The sequence below is a fragment of the Paraburkholderia unamae genome (assembly GCF_003268775.1).
GTDB lineage: Bacteria > Pseudomonadota > Gammaproteobacteria > Burkholderiales > Burkholderiaceae > Paraburkholderia > Paraburkholderia unamae.
In genome coordinates this window covers 146,161-172,290 of sequence record NZ_QLSU01000018.1, presented here as the reverse complement: position 1 = coordinate 172,290, position 26,130 = coordinate 146,161, and the positions used below count along the sequence as shown (strand labels likewise).

Here is a 26,130-nt window from a genome sequence, read left to right as displayed (position 1 = left end):
CTGCTGCACGAAATGCAGCGCCGCGACGCGAAGCGCGGCCTCGCCTCGCTGTGCATCGGCGGCGGCATGGGCGTGGCGCTCGCGCTCGAACGCGCCTGATTTGTTTCGCATTTCAAGGCATCAAGGCAGCAAGCAGGGCAGGAAGCGGTTCGCCGCGCGCGCAAGCGCCGGCGAGCCGTGGCAGCAAGCACGCGCAATATTAGAAGCTGACTAGAAGCCGCGCGGTCTCTGCCTTGTCTTCACCTGGGGTGGAAAGGTGAAGCAGGGCGACGACGTATGTGGCGCTTACTCAAGTAAGACCACGCTTTATTGACGCAAACTCTCGCGGATATACAGGATGACTAATCGTATTGCATTGGTAACAGGTGGAATGGGCGGCCTTGGCGAGGCCATCAGCGTCAAGCTTCATGATGCAGGCTATCGCGTCGTTGTGACGCACTCGCCTGACAACGCTGGTGCCACGGACTGGCTCGCCCGCATGAAGGAGACAGACCGCGAGTTTCACGCCTATGGCATGGACGTGGCGGATTACGAGTCATGCCAGCGCGGCGCGGCGAAGATCAGCAGCGAGATCGGCCCGGTCGACATTCTCGTGAACAATGCGGGCATCACGCGCGACATGACGTTCCGCAAGCTCGACAAGGTGAACTGGGACGCCGTGCTGCGCACGAATCTCGACTCGATTTTCAATATCTCGAAGCCGCTGTGCGACAGCATGGTGGAGCGCGCCTGGGGCCGCATCATCAACATTTCGTCGGTGAACGGCTCGAAGGGCTCGATTGGTCAGACCAACTATGCGGCGGCGAAGGCCGGCATGCATGGCTTCACGAAATCGCTCGCGCTCGAAGTGGCGCGCAAGGGCGTGACCGTGAACACGATCTCGCCGGGCTATCTCGCCACGAAAATGGTGACCGCCATTCCGCAGGACATTCTCGACTCGAAGATCCTGCCGCAGATTCCGATGGGCCGCCTCGGCAACCCCGGCGAAGTCGCCGCGCTCGTGCTGTTTCTGTGCTCGGACGAAGCGGGCTTCGTGACGGGCGCGAACATTCCCATCAACGGCGGGCAGCATATGCAGTGATGCCGCTCGCACGCCGCCCGCCCGCGAGGTCACGCGACCTGCTACGGGCTGCGGCGGTGTGAACGCCCGACACCCACCGCCGGATGGATGCAAACGCACAGTGCGTTTGCGTCCATCCGGCGGTTCCGCTTTCTGGCGGCGCGCCGCGAGGCCGGGCGGGACTTGCGAGGCCGTGCCGCTATAATTGGCCACCCCAGGTGTGACCGGAGACCGGCCTTTGTCGAGCATTGCGAAACTGCTGTCCATCCTCGAACTCTTTTCGGAGGAGCGGCCTTTTCTTTCCGCCGAGCAGGTGGCCGCCGAACTCGCATGCTCGGTGCCGACCGCGTACCGCTATCTGCGCGAGCTGGTCGATACCGGCATGCTGCTGCGTTTCGTCGGCGGCGAATATGGTCTTGGCCCGCGCATTATCACGCTCGACTACCATCTGCGCATTTCCGATCCGCTGCTCAAGGCCGGGCAGCCGATCATGCGCGAACTCGTCGAGCATTCGGGCTTCGATGCCGTCATGTCGCGCTGGTACGGCAACGAACTCGTCGACACGCACCGCGAAACGCACGACGCGGCGTTCGACCTGCGCTATGGGCGCGGCCGTCCGCGCCCGCTCTTTCTCGGCGCCGCGCCCAAGGCGATTCTCTCGACCTTTCCCAAGGCCAAGCTGGCCGCGTTGTTCGAGCAGTATCCCGAGGACATCGCCGCAAGCGGGCTCGGCGCGTCGCTCGAAGAGTTTCGCGCGAGCCTGCTGAAGATTCGCCGCGCGGGCTTTTATCTCTCGAAGGGCGAACTGGAAGCGGGCATGTCCGCCGTGGCGTCGCCGCTTTTCACCGACGCATCGGGCGAAGCCGTGGCTTCGCTCGCGCTCGTCGTGCCCGAGCATCGCCTCGCGTTCTTCAACCTCGAACGCGTAGTCGAGGCGGTGAAGGAAGCCGCCGCGCGCATCTCGTCGCGCGTGCGGGTGCTGATCGAAGCCTGACTCCGCCCAGGGGGTCAAACAGCGCTGGCGATACCGGTGATACCCATGCGCGCCGCCATCTCCTGCTCCCACTCCTCGCGCGGCCGGAAACCCGGCAGTGTGCTCGCATGGCGTTCGACTTCGGCGAGCAAGGCGTCGTCGGGCAGCGCGAAATCCACGCTCACACGCATCGGCTGATCCACGTACCACGGCGTGTCGATGAAAATCTCCAGCCGGTTGCCTTCCGGGTCGCGCGCGTAAATCGAAATCGCGTTGCCGTGCGTGACCGGCGTGATCTCCTCCATTTCCTCCTCCACGAAGCGCTGGTGAAAGCGCTTGAGCGTGTCGAGGCTGTCCGCTTCGAATGAAATCTGGTTGATCGGATTGAACGGCAATTGCTCGGGCCGCCCGCTCGCCAGCACGATCTGATGATGGACCCGCGGGTCGCGGCTCATGAATACGAGGCTCACCGGGCCGCGCGGCGTGGGCAGCGTGCCGCGATCGGTCACCGTGAATTCGAGCACCCGCGTATAGAAGTCTTCGACCTTCGCCATGTCGCTCACGAAGAAGCCCATGTGGCTGAGCGTGAGGCCGGTTCGCTTCGTGGCCAGTTCGGTGTTCGGCAGAGTCATGTTGTCTCCGGTAGTAGTGATAAACCCTGATAAAAATCAAGTTGTGCGCCGCGTTTTTCATAGTGTATTCTCAAAATACGATAAACGCACCAAGAAATACGCGTCTCGCTTCCAAAGGAAATTCACTCTTTATCATCGGAGCATCATGAAACTCGCCAGCTTTTCCACCCATGAAGGTTCGTCGTTCGGCGTCGTGCGCGACGGCGCGGTATTCGATCTCAAGAAGCGCCTGGGTGGCCGCTTCGCGGACCTCAAGGCGCTGATCGCCGCCGGTGCGTATGCCGAAGCGCAGCGCGCCGCAAGCGAAGGCAAGGGCGATTACCCGCTCGCCGAAGTCACGCTCGAACCGGTCATTGCGAATCCGCAGCAGATTTTCTGCGTGGGCCTGAATTACGCGGAGCACGTGAAGGAGACCAACCGCGAAACCACCGAGCAGCCCGTGATCTTCATGCGCCTGCCCGCTTCGCAGGTAGGCGCGGGCCAGCCGATGCTGCGTCCGCGTGAGTCGACGCAGTTCGATTACGAGGGCGAGATCGCGGTGATCATCGGCGAAGGCGGCCGCCGCATTGCCGAGGCCGACGCGTGGCGGCATATCGCCGGCTATAGCTGCTACAACGACGGCTCGATTCGCGACTGGCAGCGTCATACGGGCCAATGGGGCCCCGGCAAGAACTTCTTTCGCACCGGCGCGTTCGGCCCGTGGATGGTCACGAGCGACGAGATCGAACCGAACGCGCTGATGACGCTCGTCACGCGCCTGAACGGCCAGGAAGTGCAGCGCGCGACCACGGAGATGCTGATTCACGGCATCGCGAAGCAGATTGCCTATCTCTCCACGTTCACGCCGCTGTTCCCCGGCGACGTGATCGTGACCGGCACGCCGGGCGGCGTGGGCGCGAAGCGCAATCCGCCGCTCTTCATGAAGCACGGCGACGTGGTGGAAGTGGAGGTGGATCGCATCGGCACGCTGACGAATCCGGTTGCGGACGAAGCGTAAGAAGCGTCAGTCCGGGCGCGCCGCGCGCAGGCAGCGTGCGGCGCAGTCAACCCTGAACCAGGTGAACGGGATGAAGGATATCGTAAACAATTCGGTATGCCAGACAAGGCAGGACAGCCAGGCGCCCGAATATGACGTCGCGATCGTGGGCTTCGGGCCCACCGGCGCGACGCTTGCCAATCTGCTCACGCTGCGCGGCCTGAAGGTGGTGGTGTTCGAGCGCGACAAGGACGTGTTCCAGCTTCCTCGCGCCGTGCATTTCGACGGCGAATGCATGCGCGTGTTCCAGGCGGTGGGCATTGCGCAAACGCTGCTGCCCGACCTCTTCGTCGGGCCGGGCATGAAGTTCGTGAACGCGCGCGGCGAACTGATGATCGACTGGAGCCGCCCCGGCGGCATCGGTCCGCAGGGCTGGTGCGCGAGCTACAAGTTTCACCAGCCGGATCTGGAGCGAGCGTTGCGCGCACAACTATTGGCACGCGGCGGCGCGGACGTGCGCCTGCGCCACGAAGTCTTCGCCATCGACGAACGCGACGACCATGTGCGCATCCGTTACGAAGATACGGGGCGCGGGCGTCTCGCTCACACCACGGCGCGCTATGTGGTGGGCTGCGATGGCGCGCGCTCGATGGTGCGCCGCTTCATCGGCACGGAACTGGCCGACCTGAAGTCGCATGAACGCTGGGTCGTGGTGGACGTGCTGCTGGAGCGCGAGCGGCCCGACCTCGGCGACTATTCCATTCAGTATTGCGACCCGGCGCGACCGACCACCTACACGCGCGGGCCGCACAATCGCCGCCGCTGGGAAATCATGGTGATGCCGGGCGACGACGAGCGCCGCATCGGCACGGCCGAGTGGATCTGGGAGCGCCTCTCGCGCTGGATCACGCCGCAGGATGCGCACCTGGAACGCTCCGCGATCTACACGTTCCATTCGGTGATCGCGCAGGGCTGGCGGCGCGGCCGGCTGCTCATCGCGGGCGACGCCGCGCATCAGACGCCGCCGTTCATGGGGCAGGGCATGGCGGCGGGCATACGCGACGCTTCGAATCTCGCATGGAAGCTCGCCGACGTGATCGACGGCGCGCTGCCCGACACGCTGCTCGACACCTACGAGAGCGAGCGCGAACCGCATGTGCGCACGTTCATCGAAACGGCGGTGCAACTGGGCGGCGTGATCCAGGCGCGCGATAGCGACGCCGTTGCCGCACGCGATCGCGAGATGACCGCGGCGATCCGCGAGTTCCGCACACCGCAACCGCGGCTCGGTCCGGGCTGGCATGCGGGCGTGACGGGTGGCCAGGTGGGACCGCAGCCCGTATTCGAAGACGGCGCGCGCTTCGACGACGCGGTGGGCTATCGCTTCGCGCTGGTCGCCGACGACATGCTGGCGCGCCGCGCACAAGACGCGCTCACGCAGGACGAGCGCGAGCGCGTGGCGATCGTGCCCGCAACGAGCGATGCGCTGCGCGACTGGCTGGCACAAGCGGGCGCGCGCGCCGTGTTGCTGCGGCCCGATCGTTACGTTGGCGGCGTGGCGCACGACGCCGACGATCTGGATGCGTTGCTCGTACGTGCGGGCGTCGCTCGCGCGGGGGAGCGACGCGAGGCCGTGGCGGCCTGAACCTCGATGCAAGAAGCTTGACCGTTGACCCGAATCCCGGCGGGCGCTCGCCAAACAACGAGCGCCCGCCGGGGCATGAAGCAGGCGCAGGACGCAGATCCGCAGGCAAAACACCACGCGCGCCGCACCCAACATCCAAGGAGAGCAAATGGAGACGACACCTTCGCGCCCGGCGGCAATCACCGCCGCGCCCGGCCTGACCCGCGCCCAGTGGCGCATGATCCTGATCGCGAGCTTGGGCGGCTCGCTCGAATTCTATGACTTCGTGATCTACGGGTTTTTCGCCCACTCGATCGCCGCGCGCTTCTTTCCGGCCAGCGACCCGCTCGTGAGCATGCTGCTCACTTTTTCGGTGCTCGCCATCGGCTATATCATCCGCCCGCTCGGCGGCATCGTGCTCAGCAGCCTGGGCGATCGCATGGGGCGGCGACCTGTGTTCGTGGGCTCGATCGTGGTCGTCACGCTCGCCACCATCTGCATCGGCTTGTTGCCCGACTACTCGCAATGGGGCGTGGCCGCACCGCTCCTGCTCATCGGCTTGCGCGTATTGCAGGGCTTTTGCGTGGGCGGCGAGATGCCGGGCGCGATCACCTATGCGGTGGAAGCGGCGCCGCGCCGCGCGGGGCTTGCGGCTGGCGTGATCGTCTGCGCGGTCAATACGGGCGTGATGCTCGCGACCATCGTGAACCTCGTGGTGCAGTCCGCACTGTCGCCGGCCAATGCCGCGAACTACGGCTGGCGCATTGCGTTTCTCGTGGGCGGCGCGTGCGGAATCGTTTCATACCTGCTGCGCCGCAATCTCGACGAGTCGCCCGAGTTCAAGGAGATGCAGGGCGCCGTAGTGAAGCAGCCGTTTCGCGAAACGCTGCGCCATCATCGCGGGGCGGTAGTGGGCGGCGCGCTTTCGGTCGCGGTGATGGCGGGCTTCAACGGCGTGCTTTATGGGCACATGCCCGCGTATCTGATCGAAACGCTGCACTATGCGCCGCGCGACGCCGCGCTCGCGCAGAACGCGTACTTGCTCGTGAGTTCCGTGGGTCTGCTGGCGGCGGCCTGGGCCGGCGACTTCGTGCCGCGCCGCTATCTGCTGCGCCTTTCCTGCGTGCTGCTCGCCGCGCTTGCGTGGCCGTTCTATGCGGCGCTTGCCGCGCACAGCGTGAACGTGGTCGTGCTGTTCGTGCTCGCCGCGCTGGTGTTTTCGCTGGCAAGCGGGACGTGGGCCGCGGTGCTCGCCGATCTGTTTCCCGTGCAGGTGCGCTTTAGCGGCATTGCGCTCGCGTACAACGTTTCGGTGGTGCTGTTCAGCGGCTTCGCGCCGCTCCTGTGCGCGACCTTCGTGCGCATGAGCGGGTCGCCCGCCGCGCCCGCGTGGTATGTGATCGGCTCGGCGCTGGTGGCGCTGCTCGCGAATCTGGGCTTGCATGCGTCGTCGCGCGCAAGGGTGGAGCGCTCCGCCGCTGCGGTGGATTTCACGTAACGCCCGCATCACACGGGGCGCGGCGACCATGTCGATCGATCGCCGCGCTCCATGCAATCCCCACATCCCTCACTTCGCTTGTCGCAACGCCTGTTCGATCACGAGGGCCTCGCGGCGCAACGCCACGGCGAGCGCTTCCTCGCGTTCGAGCACGCGGTCCGATAGCGCGGAGATGGCGAGCGCCGCGCACACCTCCCCATCGCGCGCGCGGATCGGCACGGCAATGCCGCCCATGCGCTGCACGACGGCGTCGATCATGACCGCGTAACCGTTGCGCTGCGCGCGTGCAATCGAGTCGCGCAGGAATTCGCCGGTGAGCATCGGGTAGCGCGTGACGCGCGGCGCGATTTGCGGCAACAGCGCCTCGCGTTCGGCGTCGCGCATCACGGCGAGCACCGCAAGACCGCTGGAGCCGACGCCGAGCGTGCGGCGGCTGCCGATCGCCTGAAAATTGGCGCGCACCGGATAGTCGCCCATTTGCAGGTCGACACACACCATCTCCAGGCCACTGAGCACCGACATCAACGTGGTGTCCTCGAACTCGCCGCTCAGGCGCAGCAGGCTCGGCCGCGAGATATGGCGCCAGTCCACTTCCTCCATCACGCCGTTGGCGATGCGTGAAATCTCCGCGCCCAGCCGGTAATGCTTGGTTTCGGCGTCGCGCGCGACCATGCCTTCGCGCATCAGGATGTCGAGCACCCGCATGGTGGTGGAGCGGTCGAGGCCGCAATAGTCCGCAATGTCGATCAGCCGGATATTGCGGCCGTCGCTCATCGCCTTCAATACGCGGCACGCTTTTTCGATTGCACCTGTCGAACTCGCCGAGGTCGTCTTCATGCTGGTTTAAATTTGCATTAGATGAAAATATATTATGGGTAATGGGCCATTTGGTTAGGTGTTAACCCGCCAATAAGCCGATTAATACTTTGAAAATAACGTGCTCTGTGTAGAATCAATTTCATATTCAGCGTAACGCGTATTTGCATCTGATGCAAATGAAAAACGGATCATTTTCTCTCTGTTAATCGTCATGCCTGTCATTGAGTCCCATCTTTCGCCCTCCGGCGAAAGCTTCATTCGAAACCGCGCGGCGATGAGCGAGCGCCTCGAACGCCTGCGCGCCATCGAGGCAGCCACGCGCGAGGCTTCGGCTCAGGCCGCGCCGCGTTTTGCCAAACGCGGCCAGTTGCTTCCCGTGGAGCGCTTGCAGTTGCTGCTCGATCGCGGCACGCCGTTTCTCGAACTCTGCTCCATTGCGGGCTACGGAATCGGCGCGCCGCGCGCCGACGGGCGTCTGCTTGCGGGTGGCGGCCTGATTGCCGGCATCGGTTGGGTGTCGGGCGCGCGCTGCATGATCAGCGTGAGCGACTCGGGTATCGATGCGGGAGCGTTTCAGCCCAAAGGCCTCGAGAAGCTGCTGCGCATTCAGGAGATCGCGCTCGACAACAAGTTGCCGTTTATTCAACTCGTGGAAAGCGCGGGTGCCAATCTGCTTGCGTATCGCGTGGAAAGCTTCGTGAACGGCGGCCAGAAGTTTCGCAATCTCGCGCGACTGTCCGCCGCCGGCATTCCGGTGATCACCGTCACGCATGGCGCATCGACTGCGGGTGGCGCGTATCAAACCGGGTTGTCCGATTACATCGTGATGGTGCGCGGCAAGTCGCGCGCATTTCTCGCCGGGCCCGCGCTGCTGAAAGCGGCCACCGGCGAAGTCGCCACCGAGGAAGAACTGGGCGGCGCGGACATGCACACGTCCGTCTCGGGACTCGGCGACTATCTCGCCGAAGACGACCGCGACGCGCTGCGCATCGCGCGCGAAATCGTCGACTCGCTGCACTGGCCCGAAGCGCCGCATGCGCCGCGCGATTACCGCGAGCCGCGCTACGGCCACGAGGAACTGCTCGGCGTGATGCCGCACGATCACCGCCTGCCGGTGGACATGCGCGAGGTGATCGCGCGCGTGGTGGACGACTCCGTGTTTCGCGAGTTCGGCGCGCGCTACGGCGCGGCCACGGTGTGCGGTCACGCCACGGTGCAAGGGTGGCCCGTGGGCATCATCACCAACAACGGCCCGATCGAGCCTGCCGGAGCGGCGAAGGCCACGCACTTCATTCAGGCCTGCTGCCAGTCGCGCACGCCACTGCTGTATCTGAACAATACGACCGGCTTCATGGTGGGCCGCGCATTCGAAGAAGCCGGCAGCATCAAGCACGGCTCGAAAATGATCCAGGCGATCACCAACGCGAGCGTTCCGCAAATCACGATCTATTGCGGCGCGTCGTTCGGCGCGGGGCACTATGCGATGTGCGGCAAAGGCTTCCAGCCGCGCTTCAGCTTTTCGTGGCCGAACGCGAAAACGGCCGTGATGGGACCGGAGCAGGCGGCGCAAACCATGGTGACGGTGAGCCGCGCGGCCATGCTGCGCAAGCACGGGGAAGCCGACGAGGCGAAGCTCGATGCGCTCGCGAAAAAGGTCGTGCAGAACTTCGAAAGCCAGATGGACGTGTTCGCGACCAGCGCCCACGTGCTTGACGACGGCGTGATCGATCCGCGCGACACGCGGCGCGTGCTCGCCACGGCGCTGGAGCTTTGCCACGCGGCGGCGGCGCGCACGCTCGCGCCGGTGCAGTTCGGCGTGGCGCGGCCCTGAGGCGCTTTACGTGCCATAGGCGCCGGAAAAAGCGCGTAATTCAGTTTGGATACCTAATGATATGAAGGAAGCATGAAGCGATGAATTGCATGCAGAGACTGCTGGTGGCCAATCGCGGCGAGATCGCCTTGCGCGTGATGCGCACGGCGCACGCGCTGGGCATCGAAACCGTCGCTGTCTACTCCGATGCCGACGCGCTCTCGCCCCACGTGAGCGCGGCCACGCGCGCCGTGCGCATCGGCCCCGCGCCGGCTTCGGCGTCGTACCTCGACATCGACGCCGTGATTCGCGCCGCGCGCCTCGCCGGCGCGGACGCGGTGCACCCGGGCTACGGCTTTCTTTCCGAGAACGCCGCGTTTGCGCAGGCGTGTCTCGATGCGGGGCTGAACTTCGTGGGGCCGTCGCCGCAGGCCATTGCGGCCATGGGCGACAAGGCGCAGGCAAAACGCTTCATGGCGGAAGCGGGCCTGCCGTGCGTGCCGGGCTACGACGGCGAGGCGCAGGACGACGCCTCGCTCGAAGCGGCGGCGGCACGCATCGGCTATCCCGTCATCATCAAGGCGACGGCGGGCGGCGGCGGGCGCGGCATGCGCGTCGTCGACCATGCGCAAGGCTTTGCCCGTGCGCTCGAATCGGCGCGTTCGGAGGCGCGTTCGGCTTTCGGCAGCGACCGCATGCTCGTGGAGCGCGTGGTGCGCGACCCGCGCCACATCGAAATCCAGGTGCTGACCGACCGGCACGGCAATGGCGTGTATCTCGGGGAGCGCGACTGCTCCGTGCAACGCCGTCACCAGAAGCTGATCGAGGAAGCGCCTGCCCCGTTGCTGGGCGCCGGCGTACGTGAGCAAATGGGCCGCGCGGCGGTGGCGGCGGCGCTCGCGCTCGGCTACGAAGGCGTGGGCACCTTCGAGTTCCTGCTCGACGGCGCGGGCGCGTTCTATTTCATGGAAATGAATACGCGCCTCCAGGTGGAGCACCCGGTGACGGAGTGCATTGCGGGCATCGATCTCGTCGAATGGCAATTGCGCGTGGCAATGGGCGAGCCGCTCGGGTTCGCGCAGGAAGATGTCGAACTGGCGGGCCATGCGATCGAAGTGAGGCTTTGCGCCGAGGACGAGCACGCGGGTTTCATGCCGCAAAGCGGCACGATTGCGCGCTGGCGCGCGCCGCAGGGTATTCGGGTCGAGCATGCGGTGGCGAGCGGAGCGGAAATTTCGCCTTACTACGATTCGATGTTCGCCAAGCTGATCGCTTCGGGTCGCAACCGCGAGGACGCGCGCCGCAAGCTCATCAAGGCGTTGCGCGAGACGGTGGTGTTCGGCATCAGGACGAACCGGCAGGCGCTCATACGGTGCCTCGCGCATCCGGCGTTCGTGGCGGGTGGCGTGAGCACGGCTTTCCTGCGTGAGCACGAGTCGGCCTTGCTGCCGCCGCCCGAGGCCGGTGCGGAACTGGCGCGCGCACTCGCGGCGGCACTGCTTTGTCACGGCGAAGCGGGAGCCACGGCGGGCGGCACGGCGCGCGGCGCGATCGTCGATCTCGCGCTCGAAGGCGGCGCGACGCATCGATTGACGGTGTCAGCGGGCACGCAAGGCGAAGCCTGTGTCACGGGCGGCGAGACGCCGCTCGCGCTGCGCTTGCACAGCGTTTCGCCGGAGCGCGTGTGCTTCGGCTTCGACGGGGTGGAGCGCGAGGCGCAATGGCTCAAGGATGGCGAACGCCTGCATCTCCAGTTCGAAGGCGACGCGTGGACCTTCATCGACCGGACCTACGCGCAGGCGCAGGCCAGCGACGAAGCCGAAGACGGACGGCTGCGCGCGCCCTCCAACGGACGCATCGTCGCGCTCTACGTGAGCACGGGAGAGGCGGTGAGCGAAGGGCAGGCGCTGCTCGTGATCGAGGCCATGAAGATGGAACACACGGTCACGGCGCGCGCCCCCGGCACGGTCGCCAATATTCACGCGAGCGCGGGCGACTCGGTCACGACCGGCAAGCTGCTGATCGAAATGGCAAGCGCGGCCTGACGCTTATCTCCCCGGAATTTGAAAAGGATAACTGACCATCATGCGGAACCAGACTGGCGGTGCACTGGCGGGACTGAAGGTGATCGACCTCTCGCGCGTGCTGGCGGGCCCGGCCTGCGCCCAGACGCTTGCCGACCACGGCGCGGATGTCATCAAGGTCGAAGCCCCCGCAGGCGACGACACGCGCCTGTGGGGCCCCCCGTTTCGTGACGGCGCGGCCTCGTACTATATGGGCGTGAACCGCAACAAGCGCGGTATCTGCCTTGACTTGACCCTGCCGCGCGCGCGGGAGATTCTCTTCGAACTGCTCGCCGACGCCGACGTGCTGCTGGAAAACTTCAAGACCGGCACGATGGAGCGCTGGGGCCTCGGTTATCGCGAGGTGCTGGCCGAGCGTTTTCCGCGTCTCATCCATTGCCGCATCAGCGGCTTCGGCGAGACCGGGCCGATGGGCGGCATGCCCGGTTACGACGCTGTGGTGCAGGCGATGTCGGGGCTCATGAGCATCAACGGCGACCCGGCGAGCGGCGCCACGCGCATCGGCGTGCCCATCGTCGATCTCGCCACGGGGCAGGCGAGCGTCAACGGCATCCTGCTCGCGTTGCTGGAGCGCGCGCGCTCGGGCCTCGGGCAGTCCATCGACATCGCGCTCTATGACGTCGCGCTCACACTGCTGCATCCACCCGCCGCCAACTGGTTTCTCTCCGGCAAGCCGCAGCCGCTGCTCGGCAACGGCCATCCGAATATCGTGCCGTACGACAAGTTCGCCACGGCGAGCGTCGACGTATTCGTCGGCGTGGGCAACGACCGCCAGTTCGCCGCGTTCGTTTGCGCGATCGGATTGCCGGAGCTGGCGCGCGACGAGCGCTATCGCACCAATCCCGCGCGTATCGACAATCGCGCGGCGTTGCGCGCGCTGATCGACGCACGTTTGCGCGAGTGCGAGGGCGAGGCGCTGTGTCGCGAGCTGACGCTTGCTGGCGTGCCCGCCGGGCCGGTGCGCGATGTCGGCGCGGCGCTGGAAGACGCCCATACGCAGCACCGCGAGATGCGCGTGGCGATCGACGGTTACGAAGGCGTGGGCATCCCAGCGAAGCTCTCGCGCACGCCGGGCGCGGTGCACAGGCGCCCGCCACGCTTCGCCGAGCACACGCGCGAAGTGCTGCACGAACTGGGCTACACGGATGAGCGCATCGAGGCCCTCGCGCGCGAAGGCGTGGTGCGCGCCGCAGGCGAAGGGGTTTGCGCATGAGCGCCGCGAGCCATTCTCCGCGCTTGCCTTGTTTGCCCTACGCGGGCATTCGCGTGGTCGACATGAGCCAGGGAATCGCCGGGCCGTCGTGCGGTTCGCTGCTCGCGCGCCAGGGCGCGGACGTCATCAAGATCGAGCCGCCCAATGGCGATTGGGGGCGCCTCATGGGGCGAGGCGAAAACGGGCTCACGGCGATCAGCATCGGCACGAATGCGGGCAAGCGGGCGCTCTGCGTCGATGCGAGCGGGCCGCAGGGCCAGGCGTTGCTGCGCCGCCTGATCGACGGCGCCGACGTGCTGCTCGACAGCTTTCGCCCCGGCGTGATGGCAAGTCTCGGGCTCGGCTACGAAGCGCTCGCGGCGCGCAATCCCGGCCTCGTCCACCTCTCGATCACGGGCTATGGATCGAGCGGGCCATACCGCGAGAAGCCGGGTTCGGATTCGGTGCTCCAGGCGTTGAGCGGCATGATGGCGATGAATGCGGGCGAGGACGGCGCGCCGCGCCGCATCGGCATGCTGATGATCGATGCGGCGAGCGGCGTCTATGCGGCACAAAGCGTGGGCGCGGCGCTGGTCGGACGCAGCGTGACGGGCCAGGGCGCGCGCGTGGAGGTGTCCTTGCTGGAGGTCGCCGCCTCGCTCCAGACCATTCCGATCCTCGATCACTACATGGGCCGCGGCGAGCCGCGCGTGCCGGTCACGGTGCCCTCCGGCACGTTCGCCACGCTCGATGGCTTCATCAACGTGGTGACGCTGCGCAACGAGATGTTCTTTCGCCTGGGCAACGCGGTCGGCCACCCGGAGTGGACGACGCGCAAGGCCTGGTCGACCAACGAGAAGCGCCTCAAGCACGCCGTGGCGATCAACGCGGAGATCCGTGCGGCGCTCGCGACGCGCGAGACCGCGTACTGGGTCGAGCGGCTCGCGGCGCACGACGTGCTGTGCGCTGCGGTCAACGGTTACGAGGACTTTGTCGAGGACGAGCAGGTGCGGCATGCGGGCGTGTTCCGCTGGTGGCAGGCGGGTTCGGATTCGGGCGCGCCGCTGCCGGTGGCGGGCGTGCCCGGCGTGCCGGGCGGCGGCGAACTGGGCCGCGTGCCGCGCCATGCCGAGCACAGCCGCGAGGTGTTGCGCGACTGGTGCATTCCAGAGGCCGAAATCGAGGCGCTGCTTGCGCAAGGTGTGGTACAGCAAGCCGAATGCACGACCGCGCAGCATGAGCGCGTGTGAAACCCCGAACGGAGCAGTGAATATGATTCAGGAATCCGAAGTATTGAAAGTGGGGCAGGTCGGCATGGTGCGTGTGCTGACGATGAACCGCCCGCACAAGCACAACGCACTCGACACGGCGCTCACGCACGCGCTGCTGCAAGCGCTCGACGCGGCACGCGACGACGAAGGCTGTCGCGCCATCGTGCTGTGCGGCGCGGGCAAGTCGTTTTGCGCGGGCGCCGACGTGAGCGAGTTCGCGTCGCTCTCGGACGACGACACGACGCGCGCGACACAGCGCGCCGATCTCACCGCGTCGCTGCACCGCGCGTTCCACGACATTCCCAAGCCGATCGTCGCGGCCGTTTGCGGCAATGCGCTGGGCGGCGGAGCGGGGCTCGCGCTGGCATGCGACCTCGTGGTCGCCGCGCACGACATGCGCTTCGGCTATCCCGAACTCAACCACGGCATCGTGGCGGCGATCGTGATGGCCAATCTCGTGCGCCAGGTCGGCATCAAATGCGCATTCCGGCTCGTTTCCACCGGCGAGATTCTCGATGGCGAGGCCGCTGCCGCGCTAGGTATCGCCGTTGAAAGTGCGGCCGCCGCGCAGGTGCTGCCGCACGCGCTCGCGCTGGCCGAGCGTCTCGCGGAGCGCCGGCCGCAGGCCATGGCGGCCACCAAGAGCCTGCTCTACCGGGTTGCGGACCTGCCGTTCGCGCAGGCGCTTCAGGCGGGCCGCGACACGAACATCATGATGCGGCAGTTCCGTGCGCCGCAGACCCCGGCTACGGGAAGGCGGCAAGGCGAATGAGCATCCCTTCAATGAATGTCCGCGACGAACGCGACGATCGCGACAATCGCGACGTCGTGATCTGCGAATGCTTCGCGCGCGATGGCCTGCAACACGAACCCGCCGTCGTGGGCGTCGAGCAAAAGGTGCGCTTGATCGACGCTTTCGCACAGGCGGGCTTCGCGCGGGTCGAGGCCACTTCGTATTCGAATCCGGCCGTGGTGCCGCAGTTCGCGGACGCGAGCGCCGTGCTCGAAGCGCTGCCGCGCCGCGCGGGCGTGCACTACAAGGCGACCTGCGCGAACGTGCGCGCCGTCGAGCGGGCGGTGGCGGACGCCGAAGCGGGCTTCGGGGCGAACGAGATCAGCCTGCTGGTGTCGGCTTCGGAATCGCATTCGCAAAAGAACCTCAGGCGCACGCGCGCGCAGCAGTGGGAGAACATCGCGGAGATGGCGCAGTGCGCGGGCGAGCGCTTTCGCGTGGTCGGGACGATTTCAGTCGCCTTCGGTTGTCCGTTCGAGGGCGACGTGCCGGCCGCCGAGGTCGTGCGCGACGTCGAGCGTTATCTCTCGCACGGCGTGCGCCTCATCTCGCTCGGCGACACCACGGGCATGGCCACGCCCCGCAGCGTGGCCGCGCTGGCGGGACAACTCGCACGTGAATGCCCCGAGGCGGTGCTGATCGGCCACTTCCACGATTCGCGCGGCACGGCGCTCGTGAATTGTCTTGCGGCTTATGAGGCCGGCGTGCGCTGGTTCGATGCTTCGTTCGGCGGCGTGGGCGGCCATCCCGCGAAGGTGCAATACGGGCAGGGCTACACCGGCAACGCCTGCACCGAAGACCTCGTGAGCCTGTTCGAGTCGATGGGCGTGCGCACGGGGCTGGATCTCGACCGCATGATGGACTGCGCACGGGAGTGCGAGACCGTGCTTGGAAGATCGCTGCTCGGGCGTGTCACGCGCTCGGGGCTGCATCCCCGCGCACGCTCGCGCGCCGTGCGGGAAGCGGTGGTGCGCTGAGCAGTGGAACGCGGCCCTCCAGCGCTTTGGGCCGTCATCGCGATCAAACGAAAACGACATGGAGACAACGATGCAAACCGAAATCTACGCCCCGGCCGAGGCGGTCTACGATGGGGCAAACCGGCTCTACGGCAAGGTCACCTGGCGCATCATTCCCCTGCTGTTTCTATGCTACATCGCCGCCTATATGGACCGCATCAACATCGGGTTCGCGCAGGCGGCGATCCGGCAGGATCTGGCGTTCTCGGGCTCGGCCTTCAGCTTCGGCGCAAGTGTGTTCTTCGTGAGCTACCTTCTGTTCGAAGTGCCAAGCAATATCATGCTTGAGCGCATCGGCACGCGGCGCACGCTCGCGCGCATCATGATCCTTTGGGGGCTCATCTCCGCTGCCACGATGTTCGTGCGCACACCAACCCAGTTTTATTTCGTGCGCTTCCTGCTGGGCGCGGCCGAGGCGGGCTTCTTTCCTGGCGTTGTGCTCTACCTCACGTACTGGTTTCCGCCGAAACGGCGCGCCAGGATCGTCGCCCTCTTCATGCTGCCCGTTGCGTTCGCGGGCCTGCTTGGCGGTCCGCTTTCCGGCTTTATCATGCAGTCGCTGGATGGCGTGAACCGCTGGCACGGCTGGCAATGGATGTTCCTGCTCGAAGCGCTGCCTTCGGTGCTGCTCGGCGTGATTGCGCTGAAATTTCTCGACGACCGGCCGCGCGATGCGCACCGCTGGCTCACGCAAACGGAGATCGCGCAGATCGAGGCCGATATCGCGGCGAGCGCCGCGCCCGCGCATGAACAGGGCGTATGGCGCTCGATTCTCGGCGACTGGCGCGTCTATGTGCTGCTGCTCGGCTATTGCGGTCTGAACGCTTCGGTGATCGGCATCGGCATCTGGATGCCGCAAATCTTGCGCGAGGCGTCGCACGACACCTCGCCGCTGTTCCTCGGCCTGATCACCGCCATTCCGTATGGCATGGGCGGGATTGCCATGGTGCTGCTGGGCTCGCTCTCGGACCGCTTTGCGGAGCGCCGCCGGTCGTGCGCGACGCTGCTCGCATTCACGGGACTCGGCTTTGTGTTCGCGGGGCTGACCGTCCACAGCCTCGCGTTGCTGATTGCCGCGTTCTCGGTCGTGATGGTCGGCACGCTCTCGGGCTACCCGATCTTCTGGGCGCTGACGAGCCACTATTTCCGTGCCCGCACCGCAGCGATCGGGCTCGCCTTCGTGAGTTCGATCGGGCAACTCGGCGCGTTCGCGAGCCCGCTCATCATCAACGCTTCGAAGACGGCGACGGGCAGCGTGAGCACCGGTTTCGGCGTGCTCGCCTGCCTGCTGTTCGTGGCGGCGGTCGCGATCCTGCTGTCGTTCCGCCCGCGCGGTTCGGTTTCCTGAGCATCCGGAGGAAAGGATTCATGCATCGTATCAATCTTGCGCCGGATGTGATCGATCGCGCGGTGGCGCGCCGTGGCCGTCTGCACGTCTACGAGACGCTGGACCCCGCGAGAACCGCGCTGCTCGTGGTCGATCTGCAAAACGGCTTCGTGGCGCCGGGCTTTCCGGCGGAATTGCCGTCGGCGCGCGCGATCGTCGGCAACGTCAACCGGCTGGCCCGCGCGCTGCGTCGCGCGGGCGGACACGTCTGCTGGATCCAGCACACCGCGCAGCCCGATGCGCCTTGGGCGCGCTTCGGCGAGTTCGCGGCCGGCTGGGGGCGGCGGCTCGACGAAGTGTTGCGTCCCGGCGAGGCGGGGCACGCGCTGTACCCGGAACTGGAGTGCGCGGCGGGCGATGAATACGTGCGGAAAACACGCTTTTCCGCGTTCATCCAGGGATCGTCCGACTTGCACGAACGGCTCGCGGCGCGCGGTGTCGACACGGTGATCGTGACCGGTACGGTGACGAACGTGTGCTGCGAATCGACCGCGCGCGACGCGATGATGCTCGACTACAAGGTTCATTTCGTGGCCGACGCGAATGCGGCGCGCACGGACGAGGAGCACAACACCACGCTCGCCAACATGCTGCTCTGGTTTGCGGACGTGCGCTCGACGCAGGAACTGATGACGTTGATCGAAGCCGCGCCTGTGTCCCACGTGGTCTCCGGGCGCGGCGCTTGAAGTGCGGATCCGCTCGCGCCTGTCCCGCTTGAAGCGCCAGGAAGCCCTTCAGGCGTGCGGCACGTCGCGTCGTCCACTTCGATATCCGCCGCGCGCTCTCCTTCGAGCACTCGCGGCGTGGCCTCAGAAACGATGGCGAATGCCGGCCTGCGCGCCGAACTGATCCTTGCCGGCGAGCGTGGTCGAGCCCGCGTCCACCGAAAGATTGCTCAGGCGCGTATTGAACGCATAGCTCGTGTTGAGGTACAGGTCCGTGCGCTTCGAGAGCAGATAGTCGAAGTCGACCACGAGCGTCGTGGGCCGCACGTCCAAGCCTGAAACGCGCGAGTGGTACACGGTTGCATCCGCAACGAAGGTGGGCGTGAACTGGTACTCGTCGCCGAGGTAGGCCATGTTCACGTCGTGCGTGACGCCCGCGACCGTCGTTTTCAGGAAGCGGTAGCCGACAAAGGCCGAGTTCTTGCCCTGGTCCCAGCGCAGCGCGGCGAGGTAGCGCTCGGCGCGATCCGCGCTCGACGTCGTTTTGGGCACGAGCGCCGTCGACATCATGCCGATGCCGTAGGCCGTGGAGGTGAGGGGGCCGTGCACCTTGTCATAGGCGAGCGCCGCGCGCCAGCTGCCGCCCTTGTAGACCAGCGACGCGCCGAGGTTCTTCGCATTCGATGCGTCTCCGGCGGCGCCGCCATAAGGCTTGCCCGCGGTGTCATAGCCGAAGCTGTACATCACCTGGCCCGTGAAGCCGCCAATCGTCTTCTTGAATTTCACGGCATTGTCCGCGCGCGCCACGAGGCCGATGTCGTGCGAGTCGGCGGCATACACGCCCACTTCGTTCGGGTCGAACGCGGCCATGGTTTCGTAGATCGGCGTCTGCATGCGGCCGAGCTGGATTTCGTTGCCGTCCCGGCGCAACCCCACATAGGCGCGACGGCCGAACATACGGCCCGACTGCCCTAGTGTGCCGTCATTCACGTTGAAGCCGTTTTCGAGCAGGAAGAACGCCGTGAGGCCACCGCCCAGATCCTCCTCGCCCTTGATGCCCCAGCGGCTGCCGTAAAGATTGCCCGACTGCATGCGCACGAGCGACTGGCTGCTCGCGTTCGCATTGTTCACGTACTCGATGCCGACGTCGATGATGCCGTATAGCGTGACGCTGGACTGGGCATGCGCCGCCATCGGAGCACATGCTGTGACTGCTGCTGCCGCCAAACCCCAAGTTTTTGCTTTCATTGATGTTCCCTGGTTGTGTAGTCTTAGTGGTTAGTAGTACGTAAATAGATACGCAGGGAAAGGCGATCTCCCCACCTGTCTCCTGCGTTAGCGTGTGTGCTTTCTTTGTGTTCCGCCGGATCTCAGCGTTGGGCCCACATCGCCACGCGATGCGTGGCGCGCGCCTTCGCGCAATGCTGCAAGGAAGCCGGGCCGTGCTGCTCGCGCAAGTCCGGGTCGAAATAGTGGGCGGCGGGCGCGGCGAGCGGCGGCACTTCGCGAAGCTGCACGGCGAAGCCGTGCTCGCGCGTGCCGCGCAATTCGGGCACCGCTTGCAGCAGGCGCTGCGTGTAGGGGTGCGACGGCGTGTCGAACACTTCGTCGCGCGAGCCTTCCTCCACCACGTGCCCCCGGTACATCACGATCACGCGGTCGGCGACCTGCTCGACCACGCCGAGATCGTGCGAGATGATGAGGCAGGCAAAACCGTAGCGCGCCTGTAGCGCCGTGAGCATGTCGAGCACCTGCTTTTGCACGGTGACATCGAGCGCCGACACCGGTTCGTCGGCGATGATCACCGCCGGGCGGCTCACGAGCGCGCGCGCGATGGCGACGCGCTGGCGCTGGCCGCCCGAGAGTTCGTGCACGAGCCGCTCGTCATAGCCCGCGAGACCGACGTCGGCGAGGGCGGCTTCGACGCGCGTGCGACGTTGCGCGGCCGTGAGCGTAGCATCGGGCCGCAGGCCTTCGCGCACGATCGCGGCGACCTTCATGCGTGGGTCGAGCGACGAATACGGGTCCTGAAACACCACCTGAATCGCGCGGCGCGCTTCGCGCAAGCGCTTGCTGCCGGCGTTCAGGAACGGCGCGCCATTGAGCAGCACTTCGCCTTGCGCGGTGCCCACGAGTCCGATCACGGCGTTCGTGATGCTCGTTTTGCCGCTGCCCGATTCGCCGACGATAGCGAGCGTTTCGCCCGCTTGCAGCGTGAACGACATCGGATGCACGGCGCGCACGCGCTCGTTGCCGAACCAGCCGCGCTTGCGGCTGTAGTCGACGGCGACTTCGCGGACTTCGAGCACGGGCGCGGCACCCTTGCCGTGCACGGCCTCGCCGTCCTTGCGTCCGTTTTCGCGGCGCGGCAGCGCGTCGAGCAGGTTCAGCGTGTAGTCGTGGTCGGGGCGCGAGAGCACGCGTGCCACGGGCCCCGTTTCCACGGCGTCGCCGCGCCGCATGACGAGCACGTTTTGCGTGTAGGCGGCCACCAGCGCGAGGTTATGGCTGATGAAGATGAGCGACGTGCCTTCTTCGCGCGTGAGCTCGGTCATCACGTCGAGCACTTCCTTTTGCACGACGCAGTCGAGCGCGGTGGTCGGCTCGTCTGCGATCAGCAGTTGCGGGCGCAACAACATCACGGCCGCGAGAATGAGACGCTGGCGCATGCCGCCCGAAAATTCGTGCGGGAAGCGCTGCATGCATCCCTCCGGGTCGCGCACCCGCACGCGTTCCAGCATTGCGACGGCCTGCGCCCAGGCCTTGGCGGGCGCGACGCCACGGCGGCGGATCAACGCTTCGGTAAGCTGCTCGCCCACGCGAAACGCCGGATTGAGCGACACCATCGGTTCCTGGAACACCATGCCGATGCCCGTGCCGCGCACCTCGCGCCATTGCGCGGGCGTCTGGGCCAGCAGTTCGCGCCCGCTGAAAGCGATGTTGCCTTGCATGACGCGCGCCGCGTCGGGCAGCAGGCCGAGCAGCGCCTTGCCGATCAGCGTCTTGCCGCTGCCTGACTCGCCCACCACGGCGAGCGATTCGCCCGCGCGCAGTTCGAAGCCGATATCGCGCACGACGGACTGTACGTTGCCGCTTCGGTCCGGAAAGCCGATCGAAAGATTGCGCACCGAGAGCAGCGGCGCATCATGTTTGCCGTTCGCGCCGTATTCGATACCGCGCGCCGTTTGCTGGATTTCGCTCATGCCTTCACTCCTTTCATGCGCGGATCGAGCACGTCGCGCAGTCCGTCGCCGAACAAGTTGATGCCGAGCAGCGCAAGCGAGATGGCGAGACCCGGGAAGATCGCGAGCCAGATGGCGTGGTCCATCGCCGTGCGGCTGTCCGCGAGCATGCCGCCCCACGTGGGCGCGGGCGGTTGCACGCCGAGGCCGAGAAAGCTCAGCGCGCTTTCGGCGAGAATGGCCGAGCCGAACAGCGTGGTCGAGAACACGAGCAGCGGCGGCACGCAGTTGGGCGCGATATGGCGCAGCACGGTCCACGCGCCGCCATTGCCCATGGCCCGCGAAGCGACCACGAACTCGCGCTGGCGCAGCGCGAGCGTGCTGCCGCGCGCAATGCGCATCACGGCAGGCGTATAGGCGAGGCCGAGCGCGAGGATCACGCCGCCGCGCGATGGCCCGAGCACGGTCATGATGCCGAGCGCGAGCAGCAGGCCCGGAAACGCCATCAGCGCTTCGACGATCATCATGAGCAGGCGGTCGGTCCAACTGCCCGCGTAGCCGGAGATCACGCCGAGCGTGGTTCCGCAAAGGAGCGCGAGCAGCACGGAAAGCGCGCTGATCGTGAGGCTTTGCGTGGCGCCCGCCATGATGCGCGAGAGCACGTCGCGGCCGAATTCATCGGTGCCGAACCAGTGGGCGGAGCCGGGCGCGCTGTAGCGCGCGAGCAGGTCGACGGCGGTCGGGTCGTAGGGCGTGTGCACGGCGCCCGCCACCGCGGTGAGGACCAGCGGCACGATGAGCACCGCGCCGACGATCAGATTGGTGCGTTTGAATGCGTTCATAAGTGAGGGCGAGAGGCAGCGAGGGTCAGTACTTGATGCGCGGATCGAAGAGGGGCTGAATCAGGTCCACGAGCAGATTCACGAACACATAGATGAGCGCGGTGAGCAGCAGACAGCCTTGCACGACCGGATAATCGCGCGCATAGATGCTCTCCACGAGCAGCCGGCCAAGGCCCGGCAACGTGAACACGGTTTCGATCACGGCCGCGCCCGAGAGCAGGTGGCCGAGAATCAGGCCGATTACCGTGAGCGCGGGACCGAACGCGTTGGGCAGGACATGGCGCAGCAGCACGCGCGTTTCGCTCAAGCCCTTGGCGCGCGCATGGGCCACGTATTCGAGGCGCAGCACTTCGATGCTGCTGGCGCGCATCATCCGCGTGACGGCGGCGACTTCGGTCAGCACGATCGCGATGACGGGCAGCACGAGGTAGCGCAGCGATCCCCAGCCGGCTTGCGCCATGCTTTCGTAACCGAAGGTCGGCAGCCAGTGCAGTTGCACACCGAACAGCCAGATCAGCACGATGCCCACCCAGAAGCTCGGCATGGAGACGAGCAGGATCATGGTGAAGACGATCGCGAAGTCGGTTTTGCGGTTCTGCGCCCAGGCCGCCACGAGGCCCGCTGGAATGGCGATGAGGCAGGCGAGCGCGGTGGCCGCGAGCACGATTTGCGCCGTGACGGGAAACGCGTTGCGGATCAGGTCGAGCACCGGCTGGTGGCGCACGATGGAGGTGCCCAGGTCGCCGTGCAGCAGATGCGACACCCAGATCGCAAACTGTTCGAACACCGAACGATCGAGCCCGAGCTGATGGCGCATGCGTGCGAGCAGCGCGGGGTCGTCCACGTCGCCCAGCATGAGCGTGGCGGGGTCGCCCGGAATCGCGCGGATCATGCCGAACACGAGCAGCGCGACGATCAGCACGGTCGGCACCGCGAGAGCGCAGCGCCTGAAAACGTATTGGATCATCGCGCGGCCTCGTTCGTTTGTGCCGCCGTGGCCGGGAGTTTCTTCACGTTGAAGAAGCGCACGCGGTTGAGCGGGAACGACTCGAAGCCTTCGAGCCGCACGCTCACGAGGTGCAGGTCGGGCAGGTCGTACATGGGCAGCATGGGCGTGTCGGCGAGCATCATGTCATGCAGCTTGCCGAGTGCGTCCTTGCGCGCGGCCGGGTCGCTCACGCCCGCGAGCGATTTGAGCAGGCGGCTCGCGTCGCGGTTCTCCCACTGGAGCATGGGCCGCTTCGACTTGTCGCCGAGCACGTCGGCATACATCTGCGCGGGATCGAGCCGCGAGGAATAGATCATCGTCATCATCTGGTAATGGCCGGAGCGGAAGTCGTCGAGCTGGCGCGCCCACTCCACCACGTTGAGCTCGGCGTGGATGCCCGCTTTTTTGAGCAGCGACTGCATGTAGATCGCGAGTCGAAACAGCGCCGGAAACTGCTGGCTCGCTTCGATCGTGATCGTTTCGCCGCGGTAGCCAGCCGCCGCGAGCAGGCGCTTCGTCTCGGCCGGGTCGTAGCGATAGCCGCTTGCTTCCTGATCGTCGTACTCGCTGTCCGAGTCGGGCATGAGCGAGGGGTTGTATTTCGCCCGGCCGTTGCTCGTGGCGGCGACCACGCCGCGCAGGTCCACGGCGTGTGCAATCGCGCGGCGCATCAACGGATTCGACAGCAGCGGGTCGCGCGTTTGCATGAGGACGCCCGTGACCTGCATGCCGGGGCCGTCCACGATGCGCCAGCCCGGATCGGGCGGGGGCAGGTTGCCGTCGTCGGCGGCAATCGCGTCGACCTGGCCCGACTGGAGCGCCGACTTCTGCGCGGCCTTGTCGGGAATGACGACGAAGCGCACGGGTGCCCACGCGACTTTCGCGCCCGCCATGCCATCGGGCTTCTCGGGGCGCGGCTTGTAGTCCTTGAACGGTTCGAGCAGCACGTACTGGCCTTTGCGCCATTCGGAGAACACATAAGGGCCGGTGCCGATGGGGCGCGCCCAGTGGCCTTGCGCATCGACGCTGGCGGGGTGCAGCACCGCGAGCGGGCAGCGCGTGTTGGCCAATTCCTTGAGGAACAGCGCATACGGCTGCTTGAGTTCGAACACGACCGTATGCGGGTCCGGCGTGCGCACGGCGAGCACGTGCGCGCCACGGCTGCCCTCGAACACGCCGCGGCAGACGAAGTTCGAGCGCGGGTCCATGAGGTAGTCGAAGCTCCATTTCACTTCGGCCGACGTGACGGGTGCGCCGTTGTGGAACTTCACACCCTCGCGCAGGCGGAACGTGTACACGGTGCCGTCGGGCGAGATCGTCCAGCTATCGGCCAGCATGGGTGCGACCGACATGTCGCTGCGCAGCGCGACGAGCGATTCCACCACGTGACCGAGTATGTCGTCGGTGCTCGTGTTGCGCGCGACGTTGCCGGGCATCGAGGTGGGCGTGTCGATCGGCTCGGCGTAGCGGATTTCGGGCATGGCGCCCGTGCTTGCCGGAGCCGGAGCCGGAGCCGCAGCGGCGGCAGGGGCGCTTTGCGCGGTGTTCAGGAGCAGCAGCGAGAGCGCGAGGGGGCGAAGGACAAAACGCATCATGACGCCGCCACGCACTGCACGCCCGGACGCACGCGCGCGCCGCTGTTGGTATTGACGCCGCGCTCGAAGCGCAGCGCGCCGTTTTCGAACGTGCAGGCCACGCGGTCGCAGAACGTCGTCTCGTCGAAGCACCAGCGCATTTCGAAGCGCTCCGCTGTTGTCCATACGCCTTGCGCCACGACGCTTAGCGTGTCCGGCTGATATTCGTGGTGCAGCTTGTTGCCCGTCATCGTTGTGGTGCCGCGAATCTGCTGGCCGATACCCGCGACGATCGTGTGTTCGCCGCGCGCATCGACATAGTTGAAAGTGCAACGATCGTGTTCGAACGCGAGTGCGATCGAAACGATGCCGTCGTCGTTCGGCTCGGCGAGCCAGAGGCGGCCGTTCACCGCCTGGGCGAGGGCCGATGTGGGCAGGCCCGCGGGCAGGCCGGGCAGCGAGAGGGCGGTCAGGCGCGTGCAGAGGGCGTCGTCGGCCCGGCCATCATGGACGATGTCGTCCACGGCGGGCAGCAGGTGCTCCCAGATGAGCGGCTTGAGCGCCTTGTCGTCGATGGAAAGCGCGGCGTTGAACACGAGCACGAGGTCGAGCGCAGGAAACACATAGCAGCGCTGGCCAAAAAAGCCGGAAGCGAGAAAGCCGCCGTCTTCGGTCATCCACCACTGGTAGCCGTAGCCGGGGCGGCGCTGGCTCGCATCGGGTTCGGCGCGGCCGTCGCGGCTAAAGCGCATGCCCGCGAGCGAGCCGATCCACGCCACGTCCACCTGGTTGCGCGTGGCGTCGCGCACCCAGGCTTCGGGCAGCACGCGCTGGCCTTGCCAGAGGCCGCCGCGCAGATGCAGCAGGCCGAACTTTGCCATGTCCTCGGGCGAGCACGACAGGCCGTTGCCGCCCGTGTTGTAGCCCTCGGGCGACACGTCCCACGTGACCGAATGCATGCCGAGCGGCGCGAATACGCGCGCGTCGAGCAGTTCGTGCGCGGTCTTGCCGCTCGCCTTGCTCACGATGGCCGAGAGCATGTAGCTGGTGCCGCTGCAATACATGAAGTTGCCGCCGGGCGCGTCTTCCACGGGCACTTCAAGAAAGAGGCGCACCCAGCTTTCGTTGCGCCCGCGCCATTCGCCGCCCGAGATGCCCACGCGATGGCCCGTGCGCATGGTCAGCAGATCGCGCACGGTCATGGCCGCGAGGTTCGCGCTCACGGTGGCCGGCAGATGCTCGGGGAAGTAGTCGATCACGCGGTCGTCGAGGGCGACGAGACCATCGCCCACGGCCACGCCCATGGCGGCGGCGGTCCAGCTTTTCGTGGCGGAGTGCTGCATATGGCGGGTGCCGCGCGTATAGGGTCGCCACGCGCCTTCGGCGATCACGGCGTCGCGGCGCACCATCATGAAGTGGTGCAGTTCCAGCCCGGCTGCCGCCGCCGCGTCGAGGAACCGCTCGACGCGCGCCGCATTCACGCCCGCTTCGGAAGGACGCCGTCGCTCCAGCGCGCCCTTCACGGTGTCTTGATTCATTGCCTGCTCCATTGAACGAACGGGTCTCGCGCCCATCGTGGTCTTCTTTGCTTGCCCGCGTTGTGTGCCGTCGGGTAAGTGGGATGCGGCGAAGTGTGGACTAAAAAAATAAAAAAAACAATAAATCCGGAGATGAAAATGTAAGAAACGAGGGGCTAGAAGGTTTTGTATCCCTTCTGTGAAGCAGGGGTGTCGGCATAAATTGC

22 protein-coding genes are annotated in these 26,130 nt (G+C 66.3%); 14 read left to right on the top strand and 8 right to left on the bottom strand.

Going from position 1 to position 26,130, the window contains the following annotated elements; all coding sequences use genetic code 11:
* The 3 genes from C7401_RS27215 to C7401_RS27205 form a co-directional block, all read left to right on the top strand.
* Positions 1–99, top strand: a 99-nt coding sequence (locus tag C7401_RS27215; RefSeq protein ID WP_146758003.1) for a hypothetical protein, incomplete at its 5' end; no start/stop codon positions are given.
* A 238-nt stretch (positions 100–337) separates the two neighbouring features.
* The gene (gene phbB, locus C7401_RS27210) at positions 338–1,081 is read left to right on the top strand and encodes an acetoacetyl-CoA reductase (RefSeq protein ID WP_112174530.1); all 744 of its coding nucleotides are present in this window, start codon (positions 338–340) and stop codon (positions 1,079–1,081) included.
* 217 nt (positions 1,082–1,298) lie between these two features.
* On the top strand, positions 1,299–2,054 hold the full coding sequence (locus C7401_RS27205; RefSeq protein ID WP_112174529.1) for an IclR family transcriptional regulator: 756 nt from the start codon (positions 1,299–1,301) through the stop codon (positions 2,052–2,054).
* Between the two features lie 14 nt (positions 2,055–2,068).
* Here C7401_RS27205 and C7401_RS27200 read toward each other — a convergent pair whose 3' ends face one another.
* On the bottom strand, positions 2,069–2,665 hold the full coding sequence (locus C7401_RS27200) for a VOC family protein (protein ID WP_112174528.1): 597 nt from the start codon (positions 2,663–2,665) through the stop codon (positions 2,069–2,071).
* A gap of 145 nt (positions 2,666–2,810) precedes the next feature.
* Here C7401_RS27200 and C7401_RS27195 point away from each other — a divergent pair, with 145 nt between their 5' ends.
* The 3 genes from C7401_RS27195 (at position 2,811) to C7401_RS27185 (ending at position 6,763) form a co-directional block, all read left to right on the top strand.
* Positions 2,811–3,662, top strand: coding sequence for a fumarylacetoacetate hydrolase family protein (locus tag C7401_RS27195; RefSeq protein ID WP_112174527.1), 852 nt, complete (start codon positions 2,811–2,813; stop codon positions 3,660–3,662).
* 70 nt (positions 3,663–3,732) lie between these two features.
* Complete coding sequence (gene mhpA, locus C7401_RS27190) at positions 3,733–5,286, top strand: bifunctional 3-(3-hydroxy-phenyl)propionate/3-hydroxycinnamic acid hydroxylase MhpA (RefSeq protein ID WP_112174526.1); 1,554 nt, start codon at positions 3,733–3,735, stop codon at positions 5,284–5,286.
* A gap of 148 nt (positions 5,287–5,434) precedes the next feature.
* Positions 5,435–6,763 (top strand): MFS transporter, encoded by a 1,329-nt coding sequence (locus C7401_RS27185; RefSeq protein ID WP_224041216.1) that lies wholly within the window; start codon positions 5,435–5,437, stop codon positions 6,761–6,763.
* Between the two features lie 69 nt (positions 6,764–6,832).
* On the opposite strand, the gene C7401_RS27180 is transcribed toward C7401_RS27185, so the two are convergent.
* Positions 6,833–7,600 carry an IclR family transcriptional regulator gene (locus tag C7401_RS27180; protein ID WP_112174525.1) on the bottom strand — a complete coding sequence of 256 codons (768 nt, stop codon included), beginning with the start codon at positions 7,598–7,600 and terminating at the stop codon, positions 6,833–6,835.
* A gap of 193 nt (positions 7,601–7,793) precedes the next feature.
* On the opposite strand from C7401_RS27180, the gene C7401_RS27175 reads away from it, so the two are divergent.
* The 8 genes from C7401_RS27175 to C7401_RS27140 all read left to right on the top strand — a co-directional run bounded on the left by C7401_RS27175 (position 7,794) and on the right by C7401_RS27140 (position 17,821).
* On the top strand, positions 7,794–9,413 hold the full coding sequence (locus C7401_RS27175) for an acyl-CoA carboxylase subunit beta (protein ID WP_112174524.1): 1,620 nt from the start codon (positions 7,794–7,796) through the stop codon (positions 9,411–9,413).
* Positions 9,414–9,493: 80 nt separating this feature from the next.
* Positions 9,494–11,437, top strand: a complete 1,944-nt coding sequence (locus tag C7401_RS27170) for an acetyl/propionyl/methylcrotonyl-CoA carboxylase subunit alpha (RefSeq protein WP_112174523.1) — start codon at positions 9,494–9,496, stop codon at positions 11,435–11,437.
* Positions 11,438–11,477: 40 nt separating this feature from the next.
* Positions 11,478–12,689, top strand: a complete 1,212-nt coding sequence (locus C7401_RS27165) for a CaiB/BaiF CoA transferase family protein (RefSeq protein WP_112174522.1) — start codon at positions 11,478–11,480, stop codon at positions 12,687–12,689.
* Complete coding sequence (locus C7401_RS27160; protein WP_112174521.1) at positions 12,686–13,918, top strand: CaiB/BaiF CoA transferase family protein; 1,233 nt, start codon at positions 12,686–12,688, stop codon at positions 13,916–13,918. Before C7401_RS27165 ends, C7401_RS27160 begins: the two co-directional genes overlap by 4 nt.
* A 22-nt stretch (positions 13,919–13,940) precedes the next feature.
* Positions 13,941–14,711, top strand: coding sequence for an enoyl-CoA hydratase/isomerase family protein (locus C7401_RS27155; protein ID WP_112174520.1), 771 nt, complete (start codon positions 13,941–13,943; stop codon positions 14,709–14,711).
* A complete protein-coding gene (locus C7401_RS27150) occupies positions 14,708–15,709 on the top strand; it encodes a hydroxymethylglutaryl-CoA lyase (protein ID WP_258397260.1) in 1,002 nt (333 codons plus the stop codon). Before C7401_RS27155 ends, C7401_RS27150 begins: the two co-directional genes overlap by 4 nt.
* A 70-nt stretch (positions 15,710–15,779) precedes the next feature.
* Positions 15,780–17,096: an MFS transporter gene (locus tag C7401_RS27145; RefSeq protein WP_181565699.1), complete on the top strand. Its 1,317-nt coding sequence runs from the start codon at positions 15,780–15,782 to the stop codon at positions 17,094–17,096.
* Between the two features lie 20 nt (positions 17,097–17,116).
* A complete protein-coding gene (locus C7401_RS27140) occupies positions 17,117–17,821 on the top strand; it encodes an isochorismatase family protein (RefSeq protein WP_112174517.1) in 705 nt (234 codons plus the stop codon).
* A 123-nt stretch (positions 17,822–17,944) separates the two neighbouring features.
* Here C7401_RS27140 and C7401_RS27135 read toward each other — a convergent pair whose 3' ends face one another.
* From C7401_RS27135 to C7401_RS27110, 6 genes are all read right to left on the bottom strand, one after another.
* Positions 17,945–19,048 (bottom strand): porin, encoded by a 1,104-nt coding sequence (locus C7401_RS27135; protein WP_112174516.1) that lies wholly within the window; start codon positions 19,046–19,048, stop codon positions 17,945–17,947.
* Between the two features lie 122 nt (positions 19,049–19,170).
* Positions 19,171–21,003: a dipeptide ABC transporter ATP-binding protein gene (locus tag C7401_RS27130; protein WP_112174515.1), complete on the bottom strand. Its 1,833-nt coding sequence runs from the start codon at positions 21,001–21,003 to the stop codon at positions 19,171–19,173.
* Complete coding sequence (locus C7401_RS27125) at positions 21,000–21,824, bottom strand: ABC transporter permease (protein ID WP_112174514.1); 825 nt, start codon at positions 21,822–21,824, stop codon at positions 21,000–21,002. The genes C7401_RS27130 and C7401_RS27125 overlap by 4 nt, the downstream gene beginning before the upstream one ends.
* A gap of 25 nt (positions 21,825–21,849) precedes the next feature.
* Positions 21,850–22,791, bottom strand: coding sequence for an ABC transporter permease (locus C7401_RS27120; RefSeq protein WP_112174513.1), 942 nt, complete (start codon positions 22,789–22,791; stop codon positions 21,850–21,852).
* The gene (locus C7401_RS27115) at positions 22,788–24,407 is read right to left on the bottom strand and encodes an ABC transporter substrate-binding protein (RefSeq protein WP_112174512.1); all 1,620 of its coding nucleotides are present in this window, start codon (positions 24,405–24,407) and stop codon (positions 22,788–22,790) included. Before C7401_RS27115 ends, C7401_RS27120 begins: the two co-directional genes overlap by 4 nt.
* Positions 24,404–25,924 carry a serine hydrolase domain-containing protein gene (locus tag C7401_RS27110; protein WP_112174511.1) on the bottom strand — a complete coding sequence of 507 codons (1,521 nt, stop codon included), beginning with the start codon at positions 25,922–25,924 and terminating at the stop codon, positions 24,404–24,406. The genes C7401_RS27115 and C7401_RS27110 overlap by 4 nt, the downstream gene beginning before the upstream one ends.
* Positions 25,925–26,130: the final 206 nt, after the last annotated feature.